The following is a 13725-nucleotide window of genomic DNA, read 5'->3' as shown; positions in this document are numbered from 1 at the left end:
ACAGGCACGCCGTCCGGCACGAGGCCCTGGGTTGCCGGGGTCAGTCGACCGCGAGCGCCTCCACGGGGGAGGTGCGGGCGGCGGCCCGGCCCGGGATCACCGACGCCAGGAGACCGGCGACGAGCGCCACGACCAGGACCAGGGCGACGTCGCGCCACGGCACGGCCAGGGTCACGTCGCCCATGACGGCGAGCGCCGACGAGGCGCCGGCCCAGCCGTACAGGACACCGAGCACGATGCCGAGGACCGCACCCACTCCGGCGATCAGCATGCCCTCGATGGCCAGCATCCAGCGCAGCTGGGACCGGCTCAGGCCGATGGCCCGCAGGGTCGCGGACTCGCGGCGGCGCTCGATGACGGACAGCGACAGGGTGTTCGCCACGCCGATCAGCGCGATCACGACGGCGACCGCGAGGAGGCCGACGATGACGCCGAGGATCGTGTCGACGACCTTCTGGTACATCGCCCGCTCGACCGCCGCCCCGGTGACGTCGATGGGGAGGTCGGACTCGGCGAGAGCGTCCTGGAGGGCGGGCACCACGGACGCGGCGTCGTTGACGTCGGCCAGGCCGACCCAGGCGCTCGTGACAGGTGTCCCCGTCGCGACGCCCTCGAGCGTCTGCGGCGTGACGAGCAGGGCACGTCCACCCATCGGGGTCACGAGCGCCTCGAGGGTCGCGGGCGTCCCCTGGGGGTTCGCGTCCTCGGGGAGCTCTGCGGCGGTCAGCACGAGCTCGTCGCCCGACGAGATGCCCCAGTCCTCGGCGACCCCCGCCGGGACGACGACCGTGCCGGGGGCCAGGCCCTCGACGGCCGCCTTGTCACGCACGAGCGCGGCTGCCCCGTCGGGGTCGACACCGCGCGCGAGGAACGTGATGTCGTCGCCGTCGAGCGCGACCGTGACCGACGTCGCCGTGAGCGGGACGACGGACTCGACTCCCTCGACCTTCTCCGCGGTGCCGATCGTGGACTGCGGGAGCGCGACGGGCTGGTTGCCGCCGTACTCGTCGTAGCCGTCGGTCGCGAGCGAGACGTCCACGGGGTAGCGACCGTCGAGCTCGTCGTTCATGCTCATCCGGGCGCTCACGGCCCCGGTCGACATCATGGCCACGAGCGTCACGCCGATGAGGAGCGCGGTGCTCGTCGCGGCGGTGCGGCGCGGGTTGCGCAGCGTGTTCGCGGCCGCGAGCTTGGCCGTGCTGCCCGAGCCCGTCAGGACCTTGCCCACGAGGCTCACGACCTTGGGGAGCCAGAAGATCGCCCCCACGAGGACGCCCACGAACGACGCGGCGCCACCGGCGGTCGAGGCGAGCAGGCCCGCCTCCGCGCTGCCCTGCTGCCCCAGGAGGACTCCCATGACCAGGAGGCCCGCACCGCCGACGACCAGGATCGACGAGATCGCGAGGCGGACGCGGCCTGCGCCCGACGCGAGGGTCGGTGCGTCGGAGGGGCGCAGCGCGGCGAGCGGGGCGACCCGGGTCGCGGCGCGTGCCGGCGAGAACGAGGCGACGAGCGTCACGACGGTCCCCACGAGCAGCGGGACGAGGAGCGCGACGGGCGTGACCTGGACGAGCGAGGGCAGCGGGATGCCGAGGTCCATGCTGCCCGCGACGGTCAGCGCGAGCTGGACGAGCCCGATGCCGAACACGATGCCGGCGACCGAGGCGACCACGCCCAGGATCATGGCCTCGAGCAGGACCGAGCGTGCGAGCTGCTTGCGGTCGGCACCGACGCAGCGCAGGAGCGCGAGCGTCCGGGTGCGCTGGGCGACGAGCACCTGGAAGGTGTTCGCGATGACCAGGGCCGCGACGAGCAGCGCGATCGCCGCGAACGTGAGGATCACGTAGGTGAAGACGTCCTCGCCGCCCGTCATCTGGGCGGCCTGCTCCTTGGCGTACTCGGCGCTCGTCCAGACCTCGGTGTCGCCCGCGAGCGAGCCCGTGACGCTCGACCGGACGGCTTCCAGGTCGGCACCGGGCGCCAGGGCGACCAGCACCGCGCCGTACGCGGTCGTCGACTCGCCCGGGGCGTAGCTCTCGGCCTCCCAGGCGGTCAGGTCCTCGTTCGACAGGACGCCCGCGCCGCCCACCTGGGCGTACGCGCCCATCGGGTCGTCGAGGGTCCCGACGAGGATCAGCTCCTCGTTCGTGTCGACGTAGGTCCCCGCGGGCGTCTCCTCGCCGGGAGCGGTCTCGTCGGTCGGGGTGGTCTCGCTCGCGTCGGCGGTCGCTCCGTCCTCCGCGCCGGGCGTCCACACCATGCGCACGACCGTCACGGAGTCGCCGAGCCCGAGCCCGAGCCGCTCGGCGACGTCGGACGGCAGGGCGATCTCGCCCGGGCGTGAGGGCATCGCGCCCTCGACGAGCTCCTGGGCCTCGAAGCGCGGGTCCGAGGCGGTCGGGACGACGACCTGGTAGGTGCGCTTGCCCCCCGAGACGAGCTCGAAGGCGCGCAGGACCTGCGGGTCGGCGGCCTCGACGCCCTCGGTCCTGCGGATCTCCGCGAGGCCCGCCTCGTCGATGCCGGCGCTGCTCGCGACCACGAGGTCGGAGTCGGCGAACTGTGCGGCGATCGAGTCGGTCGTGATGCGGTTGATCACGTTCCCGGCGAGCAGCGTCGCCGTGAGGAAGGCGGTCCCGATGAGGATCGCGATGCCGGCGGCGCTGAGCCGCCCGATGCTTCGGCGCATCTGCGCCAGGGTGAGCCGGACCATCAGGCGCGCACCGCCGTCGAACCGGTCGGGCCGGCGGCGAGCGCGTCGGCGGGGTCGCCCTCGAGCGTGCGCAGGGCGTCGAGCCCGGCCAGGACGGACTCGGGGGTCGGGTCGTCGATGTCTCCGGCGATGCGCCCGTCCGCGATGAGGATGACGCGGTCCGCGTAGGCGGCGGCCGTCGGGTCGTGCGTGACCATGATGATGGTGCGGCCCAGCTCGCGGACCGAGCGGCGCAGGAAGCTCAGGACCTCGGCGCCCGAGCGCGAGTCCAGGTTGCCCGTGGGCTCGTCCGCGAAGACGACCTCGGGCTTGGCGATGAGCGCGCGGGCGATGGCCACGCGCTGCTGCTGGCCGCCCGAGAGCTCGCTGGGGCGGTGCGTGAGGCGCGCACCCAGGCCCAGGGTCTGGACGAGGGTCGCGAGCCACTCCTTGTCGACCGTCCCGGACGCGAGCTCGATCGGCAGCGTGATGTTCTGCTCGGCCGTGAACATGGGCAGCAGGTTGAACGACTGGAAGACGAAGCCGACACGGTCGCGGCGCAGCCTGGTCAGCTCGTTGTCGCCGAGGGCCGTGATCTCGGTGTCGCCGATGAACCCCTGGCCGCTCGAGGCGGTGTCGAGCCCGGCGAGCAGGTGCATGAGCGTGGACTTGCCCGAGCCGGAGGGGCCCATGATCGCGGTGAACGCGCCCTTCTCGAAGTCCACGTCGACGCCGTCGAGGGCGCGCACGGTCGCCTCGCCCTTGCCGTAGAGCTTGGTCAGGGACCGGGCGCGCACGGCGGGCGTGCCTTGCGCCGGAGGGGTGCCGGGGATGGGCTGGTACACGGTGGTGTCCACGTCTGCTCCAGGGTGTTCGTCGTCGGTCTGCGCCGGTCCCGGGGCGGTGCGCGCGAGGCGTCCGGCGCCGGGACCGAGGGGGTGCGGGAGAGGGCTCAGGCCCTCGTTCCCACCTGATGACGACACTAGGAGCCGGGGCGGGGTCGACGCGTCCGGCGGGAGGCTGGTCCTGGGTGCTGCGGGGGTCATCCCGTGGTCGTACGCCGACCGGGCGCGCCTGCGCCGTCCGTCGCCCGGACGGGACGCGTCCCTGTCCGGACCGCCGGGGGACGGCGGCCCGACGACGTCACGCGCCCGGGCGCACCAGGCCCGTCTCGTAGGCGGTCACCACGGCCTGGACGCGGTCGCGTGCCCCGAGCTTGGCGAGGATCCGACCCACGTGCGTCTTGACGGTGGCCTCGGCGACGAACAGGTCGCTCGCGATCTCGGTGTTCGAGCGACCGCGGGCCATGAGCACCAGGACCTCGCGCTCGCGGTCGGTCAGCGAGGAGATCTGCGCCTGCGCACCCGTGTCGACGAGCTGCTCGGCGGGCAGCGCCACGACGAGGTGCTCGAGGAGCCGGCGCGTCGAGGACGGGGCGATTACGGCGTCTCCCGAGTGGACGGTGCGGATCGCGGCGAGCATCTCCTCGGGCGGGGCGTCCTTGAGGAGGAACCCGCTGGCCCCGGAGCGGATGGCCTCGAGGACGTACTCGTCGAGGTCGAAGGTGGTGAGCACGATGATCCGGGGCACGTGCTGCCCCTCGGCGGCCGCAGCGGTCAGCTGGGCCGTCGCCGCGAGCCCGTCGAGGTGGGGCATGCGCACGTCCATGAGCACGACGTCGACCGGGTGGTCCGCGAGGAGCCGCAGGGCCTGGAGCCCGTCGCCCGCCTCGACCGTGACCTGGAGGTCGGGCTGGGAGTCGATCACCATCCGGAACCCGGCGCGCACGAGCTGCTGGTCGTCGACGAGCGCGACCCGGATGGGGGCCTGCGCGGGGAGGTCGGGCGTGAAGAAGGTGGCGGTCATGGGTCCTGGCGATCGTCGGGTGCGGGTGGGGTCGTGCCGGTCGGGGTGCGTCGACCTATGCTGCCCGACGGCGGGGCGGGGGGCGGGCCCGGGGGCGGCGGCACGGGAGGCGGCGGGACCGGGACGGACGCCGCCGGACGGGGGCGGGCGTACGCCGTCGGGCCGTGGTGCCCCGCCGGGTCCGGGCGCGCCGCCGAGGCCGGGGGGCCTGGGGGAGGCGGGGGCGCGGCGCCGTCGAGCCGGGGGATCGGCATGGTGAACCGCACGCGGAACCCGCCCCCGGGTCGGGGCCCCGTCGTGACGGCACCCCCGAAGATGGCCGCACGCTCCCGCATGCCGAGCAGGCCGTAGCCGGGGGCGTGCGAGCCGTCGGCCGAGGCGCCCCGACCGTCGTCGTCGACCGCGAGCTGGAGCACGTCGACGCCCCACGTGACGACGACCGTGACGGTCGGGTCGGGGCCCGCGTGCTTGAGGATGTTCGTGAGCGCCTCCTGGCACACCCGGTACACGGTCAGGCCGGCCCCCGGCGGCAGGGACCGCGGCGTGCCCATGCGGACGAGCGAGACCCGCATCCCGCTCTCGCGGACCTGGGAGACGAGGGACTCGAGGTCGGCGGAGTCCGGCTGGGGGGTGAGCTCCGGGCGACGGACGGACCCGGTCGTCGTGGGCACGCTCCCGGACGCCGGGCCGGGCGCTCGCGGGCCGGGGCCCGCGGGACCTGACGGAGCCGTCCCTCCGGGGAGGGGTCGCGGCCTGTTGTTCAGACCCGGGGCGTGCGTGAGCTGCGCAGGGCCGGTCCCGGTGGCGGCGTCGAGGTCGTCGGTGCGCAGCACCCCGAGGAGCCTGCGCATGTCGGCGAGGGCGGCCCGGCCCGTCTCCGAGACGGTCGAGAGCGCACGGGTCGCGGCGGCGGGGTCGGTGGCGCCCGCGTACCGACCGCCGTCGGCCTGCGCGATGATCACGGACAACGAGTGCGCGACGATGTCGTGCATCTCGCGCGCGATGCGCGAGCGCTCCGCCGCCGTCGCGATCTGGGCCTGCTGGTCGCGCTCGACCTCGAGGCGCTCGGCACGGTCCACCAGGGCGTTGATGGTCTCCCGGCGCGACCTGCGCACCAGGCCGAACGCCCAGACGGCGAGGAAGCTCAGGGACGAGAGCATCGACGTGAAGACCAGGACGCCCGCGGCCTCGGCAGGGCTGCCTGCCTGCATGGCGATCGAGAGCCCCAGGACGAGCGACCCGGCGAGCGACGAGACCATCGCGGTGCGGTGCGCCCAGCGCGGGCCGTACACCGTGACCGAGTAGAGGGACACCAGGAGCAGGAGGTCCACCGGGAAGAGCGAGACGATCCCGAGGAGCATGTGCAGGAGCGCCGCGGAGTAGACGAGCACCGCCGACAGGGCGGGCCGGGTGCGGCGCCAGGGCAGCGGTGCGAGCATCAACGCGGAGAGCGCGGCCGTCTGGAGGCCGTTCTGGTACCCGCTCGAGAAGTTGAACGCGGCCGACGCCGGGACGAACGCGAGGCCGACGACGATCGTCGTGGTGAGGTCGACGCCGAACCGGTGCCGCTCCCACCACTTGCCCATGTTCTCGTACCAACCCATGCCCGCCAGCCTAGGTGGGGGCGTCCCGCCGGGGCGTCCACCCGTGGGCGGACGGGACGCACGACCGGCGGGGGACCCGGCCCCTCGTGACCACCTGTGACCGTGCTCGTGGCACGGGCGGACCGGGATCAATCGGGCAGACCCGGGCAGAGCGGGTGTGCTTCGCCAGGGGTGTCCATCAGATGTGTCACGTGCGTCCCACAGGGCCCGCCGGATAACGCCAAAGTTCTGCGAATGCCCTAGCATGATCGAATGACCCACGTACTGCTAGCGGAGGACGACCCGGCGATTGCCGAACCTTTGGCGCGTGCGCTGACGCGTGAGGGTTACAACGTGGTCGTGCAAGGAACTGGTCAAGGAGCGATCGACGCCGCGAACGGTGTCGACATCGTCGTGCTCGACCTCGGCCTCCCGGACATGGACGGCCTGGACGTCGCACGTGAGATCCGCAACAAGGGTCTGACCACGCCGGTCCTGGTCCTCACGGCCCGCGCCGACGAGGTCGACCTCGTCGTCGGCCTCGACGCCGGCGCCGACGACTACGTGACCAAGCCCTTCCGGCTGGCCGAGCTCCTCGCCCGGGTCCGGGCGCTGCTGCGTCGCACCCACGGAGACACTGCCGACGAGGAGGAGCTGGTCGCGCAGGACGTCCGTATCGACGTCGCCGCCCACCGCGCCTTCCAGGGGGACCGCGAGCTGCACCTGACGACCAAGGAGTTCGAGCTCCTGCGCGTGCTCATCGCGAGCGCCGGCTCCGTCGTCGTGCGTGACACGCTCATGCGGGACGTGTGGGGGTCCGAGCCCGTCGGCTCCACCAAGACGCTCGACATGCACGTGTCCTGGCTGCGTCGCAAGCTCGGCGACGACGCGAACTCCCCGCGCTACGTCTCGACGGTCAGGGGCCTGGGCTTCCGCTTCGAGACGGGCGAGGGCTGATCGTCCAGCAGGACTAGCGAAGGAGCCCGGGACCGTGCGTCGACGCGTGCTGCAGGCGACGGTCGCGGCCGTCGCCGTCGCGGTCGTGCTCCTGGGCTTCCCGCTCGCGTTCCTCGGGGCGCAGTTCGTGCTCGCGAGCGAGACCGACCGGCTCCAGCAGCGCGTCGACAACCTCGCCCGGAACGTCGACAACCGGCTGTCCCAGGGGGAGCCCGTCCCGCAGTCGATCCTGGACAACGCGTCCGAGGGGCGCCCCGGGGAGCTGCGCGCCTACGTGTTCGTGAGCCTGCCCGACGGCGAGCAGATGACCGCGGGCGAGATCATCACCGGGCGGGCCAACGAGGCCGCCGACCGCACCAGCCAGAACGCGACCGTCGCCATGAGCACGTCGTTCGCGGACAGCTACTGGAACGCGGCTCAGGTCGTCCTGCTCGTCGTGGCCGCCTCCGTGGTCGCCTTCGCGGCGGGCATCGCGATGGCCGTCTGGCAGGCGAACCGGCTCTCCGCGCCCCTCGTGTACCTCGCGGCCTCGGCCGAACAGCTCGGATCGGGGCAGGTCCGTCCACGCCTCGAGCTCTCGGGCGTGGAGGAGATCGACCTCGTGGCCGCCGAGCTCGCCCGCAGCTCAGACCGGCTCGCCGGGCGCCTGGCTGCCGAGCGACAGTTCGCGTCCGACGCCTCGCACCAGCTCCGCACGCCGCTGACGGCCCTGAGCATGCGGCTCGAGGAGATCTCGATGGCCTCCGACGACCCTGACATCCAGGAAGAGGCGCGGATCTCGCTCGAGCAGGTCGAGCGGCTCGTCACGGTCGTCGACGACCTGCTGACCCAGTCGCGGCGCGCGCAGGGCGGGACGACCGAGGCCGTCCGCCTGATCGACGTCGTCCGTCAGCAGGAGGAGGAGTGGGTCCCGACCTTCGCCAAGGCGGGACGTCGGCTCGTGGTCGACGTGCCCGAGGGGTACCAGGTCCTCGCGACGCCCGGTGCCCTCGCGCAGGTCCTCGCGACCCTCATCGAGAACTCGCTCAAGCACGGTGGCGGCACCACGACGGTGCGTGCCCGCCCGAGCGGCACCAGCGGGGCCGTCGCGATCGAGGTCGGGGACGAGGGGGAGGGCGTCTCCGACGAGATGGCCTCACGCGTCTTCGAGCGCGGCGCGACGTCGGGGGCGGGCACCGGGTTGGGGCTGGCGCTCGCGCGGGACCTCGCGGCGGCCGACGGAGGACGGCTCGAGCTGGCGCAGCGGCGCCCACCCGTCTTCGTGCTCTTCCTCGCCGGCGTGCCCCGCACGCTCGACCCGCGGATCGTCCTCCCGACGGGGACGTCGATCTCCTCGTCCGGGGGCCGCAGGCGTCGACGTCGCGGAGGACGCGGCTCGGGCGGCGAACCCCGCTAGCTGGGCTCCGCGGGCCCCTCGGGCTCGCAGGAGTGCGTGCCCGCGCCCGACGGTCGGACGACGGGAGCGGGGGCGACGGTCAGCGCGTCGCCCCGGACGCCGCGTAGTCGCGCCGGAGGGTGTCGGCCAGCTCCAGGAACGCGGCGTCCCCCGTCATCAGCCCGAGCGTGTCCAGCTGGTTGGCGACGCCACGATGGTACGGCTCCGACCGCCACGACGTGTCCTTGCAGTACTGCGCGATGCAGTAGTAGGAGATCGCGTCCTCGAGCCGGAACGCGGAGAACTGTCGGCGGACGGTCGTCACGGCGCCGTCCCACAGCGCCAGCACCTGGTCGTCGTGGTCGACGAAGGTGAGATAGTCGTAGAGGCCCCAGGCCGAGTAGACGTGCCCGTTCACGACCTGGGTCGGCGCGACCGTGCCGCGGGCGTCGGGGTACTCCTCGAACCACAGGTCGCCGGCGATCACGTGGGCGAACCACGGACCGTCCCCGGGGCCGTCGGCACGGTAGGTCGCGACGATGCTCGTCGCGGCGTCGCGCCACCGCGTGTCACCGGTCACGCTCCACAGCCGTGAGACGAGGGAGAGCGCCTGGCCCTGCGCCATGCCCGAGTACCAGGGGGCGGTGAGCGTCATCCCCTGGTCGCCGTTCAACGCGTAGTCGAACGGGTAGGGGAACCACCGTGCCCCGGCGATCTCGTCCGACCCGTCGAGCAGGGCCTCCCCGTTCGCGATCGCGCGGCGCAGGTACTCGGGATCGTCGGTCTGCCGGTAGGACTCGACGGCACGGAGCGCATACATCGCCATGGCGACGGGATGGTAGACCGGCTCCGCGAAGCCCTCCCACGGGACGGCGCGGACACCGCGGTCGTCGACGGGCTGGTCAGGGTCGTCGAGGTCGAGGAGCGTCGAGTAGGTGCGGGGGAGGATCTCGTGCGCGGCGTAGGCAGACGTGTGCCATCGCTCCGTGCTGGGCTCGGTGGCGGTCTCCGCCGTGCACCCCGTCAGCGTGACGAGGACGGCGGCCGTGAGAAGGCTCGTTCGCCTGAGCATGTCGCCACCCTAGGCCGGGGTGACGCCGTGGGCGGCGCGACGCACCGGGCACGGCGTGACGGTCGCCGCCGCCGACCGCGGTGCGGTCAGACGCCCGTGAAGACGATCCTGCGATAGCTCGCGTAGCGGAAGAGGTTGGCCAGGGCGAGGCCGACGACGTTCGCGGAGATGTTCTCCGCGAACGGCGACGTCAGGCCCAGGACGCTCGTCGTGAAGGCGAGGCACCCGAGCGAGATGGCCATGCCGACGGCGTTCACGAGCAGGAACACGACCAGCTCGCGCGTGCGCCGCGCGGTGCGCCGGTCGGAGAACGTCCAGTAGCGGCTGCCGAGCCACGACACCAGCGTCGACACCGCGACGGCGAACGCCTTGGCCTCGAGAGGGCTCGAGCTGAGCGCCTCCCAGGGGCCGAACCGCAGGAGGTTGAAGACGCCGAGATCGACGAAGAACGCGATGGTCCCGACGAGGCTGAAGCGGCCGAGCTCAAGCAGGCGCGCGGCGACGCGCGCGCTGCGCGCACCACGAGCAGGGCCGCCGACCGGCGCGCGAACGGCTCGGGTGCCGCGGGCGGTGGACGGCCCGGCTGGCTCGAGCGCGAGCTCGTCGACCTGGCTGGGCATGCTCGGCAGGGTACGCCGTGGACCTGGGAAAGATTGCCAGGAGCAACCGCCGGGTGGGACGCGTCGGCCGACGGCCGGCCGAGCGACTACCCTCGGTACACGTGTCAGCACCAGTGATCGCCGTTGTCGGAGGCGGGCAGCTCGCCCGCATGATGGCCCCTGCGGCCGGTGAGCTCGGGGTGCACCTGCGGGTGCTCGTCGAGGCTCCTGGATCGTCGGCGGCCCAGGTCGTGACCGACGCCCCCGTGGGCGCCGCGGCCGACGAGGCCGCGATCCGTGACCTCATCACCCCCTCGGACGGGCGGGCGCCCGCCGACGTCCTCACGTTCGAGCACGAGCACGTCCCCAACGACCTGCTGACCGACCTCATCGAGCACGGCACCCCGGTGCGGCCCGCGCCGCACGCCCTGGTCCAGGCCCAGGACAAGATCGTGATGCGACGGCGCCTGACCGAGCTCGGTGCTCCCTGCCCGCGCTGGGCCCCCCTGCCGCTCGACCCCGAGCAGGGGCGCGCGACGCTCGCCGCCTTCCTCGACGAGGTCGGCGGCCAGGCGGTCGTCAAGACGTCCCGTGGCGGCTACGACGGCAAGGGCGTCCGCGTCGTGTCCTCGGCCGACGACGCCACGGACTGGCTCGTCGCCGCGGCAGCAGGCGGCCCGCAGCTCCTCGTCGAGGAGAAGGTGCCGTTCACGCGCGAGCTCGCGGTCCTCGTGGCTCGTCGGCCCAGCGGTGAGGTCCGCACCTGGCCCGTGGTCGAGTCGATCCAGCGGGACGGCGTGTGCGCCGAGGTCGTCGCCCCTGCCCCGGACCTGAGCGACGACGAGGCCCGGCGGGCGCGCCAGGTCGCGGTCGAGATCGCCGAGGGCCTCGACGTGACGGGCGTGCTGGCCGTCGAGATGTTCGAGCTGCTCGACGGCTCGGCGGACGGACCCCCTGTGCGCCGCGTCTTGGTCAACGAGCTGGCGATGCGACCCCACAACTCGGGCCACTGGACCATCGACGGCTCGGTCACGAGCCAGTTCGAGCAGCACCTGCGCGCGGTCCTCGACCTGCCGCTCGGCGACACGGCGCCCACGGCGCCGTGGACCGTCATGGCCAACGTGCTCGGTTCGAGCCTGCCCGCGCTCACCGACGCGCTGCCGGAGGTCCTGGGCGCGTTCCCCGACGCCCGCGTCAACCTGTACGGCAAGGACGTGCGCCCGGGCCGCAAGCTCGCCCACGTGAACGTGAGCGGTCAGGACCTGGGCGAGGTCCGCCGTCGGGCGCTGGGCGCAGCCGCTCTGCTGCGCGGCGAACCCCTCCCCACGGACCCCACCACCGACGAGACGAAGGCCTGAGACATGTCCGAGAACACCGCTGTGGTCGACAACCCCGTCGTGGGGATCGTGATGGGCTCCGACTCCGACTGGCCCGTCATGCAGGAGGCAGCGACCGCGCTGCGCGAGTTCGGCGTGGCCGTCGAGGTCGACGTCGTCTCGGCCCACCGCATGCCGACCGAGATGATCGACTACGGTCGCAGCGCCGCCGAGCGCGGGCTGCGCGTGATCGTCGCGGGCGCCGGGGGAGCCGCGCACCTGCCGGGCATGCTCGCGGCCGTCACGCCGCTGCCGGTCATCGGGGTGCCCGTCCCGCTGCGGTACCTCGACGGCATGGACTCGCTCCTGTCGATCGTCCAGATGCCCGCGGGCGTACCTGTCGCGACCGTCTCGATCGGGGGCGCGCGCAACGCGGGTCTGCTCGCCGCGCGGATCCTCGCCTCAGGCGTGGACGACGGCGCGGTGCGCCTGCGCGAGAAGATGGTCGCCTTCCAGGACGGGCTGAGCGAGCAGGCGCACGCCAAGGGCGCCGCGCTGCGCGCCTCGGTCGCGGGGGAGCGCCGGACCGGGTTCGGGGCCTAGGCGCGCCGCACGGGCGGGCCGCACGGACGCGCGGCCAGGGGCCACGGCCCGGAAGGGCCCGCCCGCACGGAGCGGGCCCTTCCGGACATGCCTACTGCTGCGGTAGCCCGCCGACGACGCCCGCGGGCAGCGTGCCGTCCCGGACGTCGGTCCAGAACGCGGGGCTGAGGTCCGGGTCGAGCTGCACGGTCGAGCCCACACCACCCGGACGGTAGTCCGGGTTGGAGATGGGCGGCGTACCCGTCACGCCCTCCGGCCCGTTCGCCTCGCGGAACGCGAGCACCAACCTGCCGAGGTCGACGATCCCGGTCTTCTCGTCGACGACCAACGACGCCAGGCCGGCGTCGAGGAGCGAGACCTGGCTCCAGGGCTGGACCAGCAGGCTCGTGTCGGCAGCCTCCTTGCTCACGGCGCCGATCACCTGCCGCTGACGCTCCGCGCGGCCGATGTCGCCCTGGGCGTCCGCGTAGCGCATGCGCGAGAAGGCCAGCGCGGTCTTCCCGTCCGCGACGTGGCAGCCCGCGGTCCAGACGAGCTCGCTCCGGGCGTCGTCCACGTCGTAGTCGAGGCACAGCTCGACGCCACCGACCGCGTCCACGATCCCCGCGACGCCTCCGAACCCGATCTCCACGTAGTGGTCGACCGTCAGACCGGTGAGCCCCTCGACGGTCTGGACGAGCAGCGGCGCCCCGCCCCACGAGTAGGCGGCGTTGAGCTTGGCCGGACCCTTGCCCGGGATCTCCGCGAACGTGTCGCGCGGCAGGCTGATGAGCGACGCGGGCCCGCTGCGTGGCTTGTGGAGGATCATGATCGTGTCGGTACGCGCGCCCTCCGTACCGTCCTCGCTGAAGCCCTCGCCGCGAGCGTCGGAGCCCGCGAGCAGGTAGGTCTGCCCAGGGGTTCCCGCGGCCCCGGACAGGGCGTCGACGTGCTGGATCTTGCCGTTCGCCCACACGAGCAGCCCGATCGGCCACGCGAGGAGGAGGACGAGCACGAGGACCCCTGCCGTGGCGAACAGGCGCCGCTTGCGCACCCGGACGCGGGGCGCCCCGGCGCGAGGAGTCCCGTCGACGGGGCGGCCGGGAGCTCCCTGCGAACCCGGAGCCCGGGGCGGGCGCTGACGCGAGGTGGCAGGGCGAGGCCCCGCCGCCCGGGCGCCGGACGCGGGCCGGAACGCGGCCCCCTGCGCGACGCGGGTGCCCGTGGGGCCGACCTCTCGGACGGACGAGGACCCTCCCGACGGCGCGCGGCGCCCCTGGGCCGGCGGAAGCGACGGTGGTGGTTCGGCGCCGTTCACGGAGCGTCGTGGGGCGCTGTCGCCCGCACCCGTCCGCTGGCGACCGACTCCCCGTGCGGGGATCGCCGACGGCGGCGTCCCCGGACGGGCCTGCGGCGCAGGGTCTCGGCGTGACGACTGACGCCGGATCCGCGGCTCGCCCGCCGGCGGGACCTGGACGTCCGGGGCGATCGGTTCGACGGGCCGACGCCGCGCGGAACCGTTCGAGCCGACCGGGATGGCGTCGTCCGCGCTGGGCGGGCGTTCCGTGCGGCCCGGCTGCGGCGTGAAGCTGGGCGGACGGGTCCGGTCCGACGGGGTCTCGTCACGGGACATGATGACCTCAGCCGCCGACCCGTGCGCCGTCGTCGCGGCGCACGTCGACC

At 73.7% G+C, this 13725-nt stretch carries 11 protein-coding genes; 4 read left to right on the top strand and 7 right to left on the bottom strand.

Going from position 1 to position 13725, the window contains the following annotated elements:
* Positions 1-40: 40 nt before the first annotated feature.
* The 4 genes from H9623_RS04525 to H9623_RS04510 all read right to left on the bottom strand — a co-directional run bounded on the left by H9623_RS04525 (position 41) and on the right by H9623_RS04510 (position 6162).
* Positions 41-2689, bottom strand: coding sequence for an ABC transporter permease (locus tag H9623_RS04525; RefSeq protein WP_227748174.1), 2649 nt, complete (start codon positions 2687-2689; stop codon positions 41-43).
* Between the two features lie 23 nt (positions 2690-2712).
* A complete protein-coding gene (locus H9623_RS04520; protein WP_193718873.1) occupies positions 2713-3549 on the bottom strand; it encodes an ABC transporter ATP-binding protein in 837 nt (278 codons plus the stop codon).
* Between the two features lie 286 nt (positions 3550-3835).
* Positions 3836-4558: a response regulator gene (locus H9623_RS04515; RefSeq protein ID WP_193718872.1), complete on the bottom strand. Its 723-nt coding sequence runs from the start codon at positions 4556-4558 to the stop codon at positions 3836-3838.
* A complete protein-coding gene (locus tag H9623_RS04510) occupies positions 4555-6162 on the bottom strand; it encodes a sensor histidine kinase (RefSeq protein WP_193718871.1) in 1608 nt (535 codons plus the stop codon). Before H9623_RS04510 ends, H9623_RS04515 begins: the two co-directional genes overlap by 4 nt.
* A gap of 252 nt (positions 6163-6414) precedes the next feature.
* On the opposite strand from H9623_RS04510, the gene H9623_RS04505 reads away from it, so the two are divergent.
* Complete coding sequence (locus H9623_RS04505; protein WP_193718870.1) at positions 6415-7098, top strand: response regulator transcription factor; 684 nt, start codon at positions 6415-6417, stop codon at positions 7096-7098.
* Between the two features lie 34 nt (positions 7099-7132).
* A complete protein-coding gene (locus tag H9623_RS04500; protein WP_193718869.1) occupies positions 7133-8494 on the top strand; it encodes an ATP-binding protein in 1362 nt (453 codons plus the stop codon).
* A gap of 79 nt (positions 8495-8573) precedes the next feature.
* On the opposite strand, the gene H9623_RS04495 is transcribed toward H9623_RS04500, so the two are convergent.
* Positions 8574-9545 (bottom strand): D-glucuronyl C5-epimerase family protein, encoded by a 972-nt coding sequence (locus H9623_RS04495; protein ID WP_193718868.1) that lies wholly within the window; start codon positions 9543-9545, stop codon positions 8574-8576.
* 86 nt (positions 9546-9631) lie between these two features.
* Entirely contained in the window at positions 9632-10165 is a 534-nt protein-coding gene (locus H9623_RS04490) for a GtrA family protein (RefSeq protein ID WP_193718867.1), read from the bottom strand.
* Between the two features lie 101 nt (positions 10166-10266).
* On the opposite strand from H9623_RS04490, the gene H9623_RS04485 reads away from it, so the two are divergent.
* Positions 10267-11502, top strand: coding sequence for a 5-(carboxyamino)imidazole ribonucleotide synthase (locus H9623_RS04485; RefSeq protein ID WP_193718866.1), 1236 nt, complete (start codon positions 10267-10269; stop codon positions 11500-11502).
* Positions 11503-11505: 3 nt separating this feature from the next.
* Complete coding sequence (purE, locus tag H9623_RS04480; protein WP_193718865.1) at positions 11506-12063, top strand: 5-(carboxyamino)imidazole ribonucleotide mutase; 558 nt, start codon at positions 11506-11508, stop codon at positions 12061-12063.
* 91 nt (positions 12064-12154) lie between these two features.
* On the opposite strand, the gene H9623_RS19280 is transcribed toward purE, so the two are convergent.
* Positions 12155-13057 (bottom strand): LCP family protein, encoded by a 903-nt coding sequence (locus H9623_RS19280; RefSeq protein WP_321575280.1) that lies wholly within the window; start codon positions 13055-13057, stop codon positions 12155-12157.
* Positions 13058-13725: the final 668 nt, after the last annotated feature.

The organism is Oerskovia douganii (assembly GCF_015142735.1).
Lineage (GTDB): Bacteria > Actinomycetota > Actinomycetes > Actinomycetales > Cellulomonadaceae > Oerskovia > Oerskovia douganii.
Note: the sequence above shows the minus strand (reverse complement) of the source record. Positions and strands in the feature narration are given on the sequence as shown.

Bases quoted from the DNA above. Each gene is read 5' to 3' on its own strand.
- H9623_RS04525 (WP_227748174.1), bottom strand. From the start codon at position 2,689: ATGCGCCGAAGCATCGGGCGGCTCAGCGCCGCCGGCATCGCGATCCTC.
- H9623_RS04515 (WP_193718872.1), bottom strand. From the start codon at position 4,558: ATGACCGCCACCTTCTTCACGCCCGACCTCCCCGCGCAGGCCCCCATC.
- H9623_RS04510 (WP_193718871.1), bottom strand. From the start codon at position 6,162: ATGGGTTGGTACGAGAACATGGGCAAGTGGTGGGAGCGGCACCGGTTC.
- H9623_RS04505 (WP_193718870.1), top strand. From the start codon at position 6,415: ATGACCCACGTACTGCTAGCGGAGGACGACCCGGCGATTGCCGAACCT.
- H9623_RS04495 (WP_193718868.1), bottom strand. From the start codon at position 9,545: ATGCTCAGGCGAACGAGCCTTCTCACGGCCGCCGTCCTCGTCACGCTG.
- H9623_RS04490 (WP_193718867.1), bottom strand. From the start codon at position 10,165: ATGCCCAGCCAGGTCGACGAGCTCGCGCTCGAGCCAGCCGGGCCGTCC.
- purE (WP_193718865.1), top strand. From the start codon at position 11,506: ATGTCCGAGAACACCGCTGTGGTCGACAACCCCGTCGTGGGGATCGTG.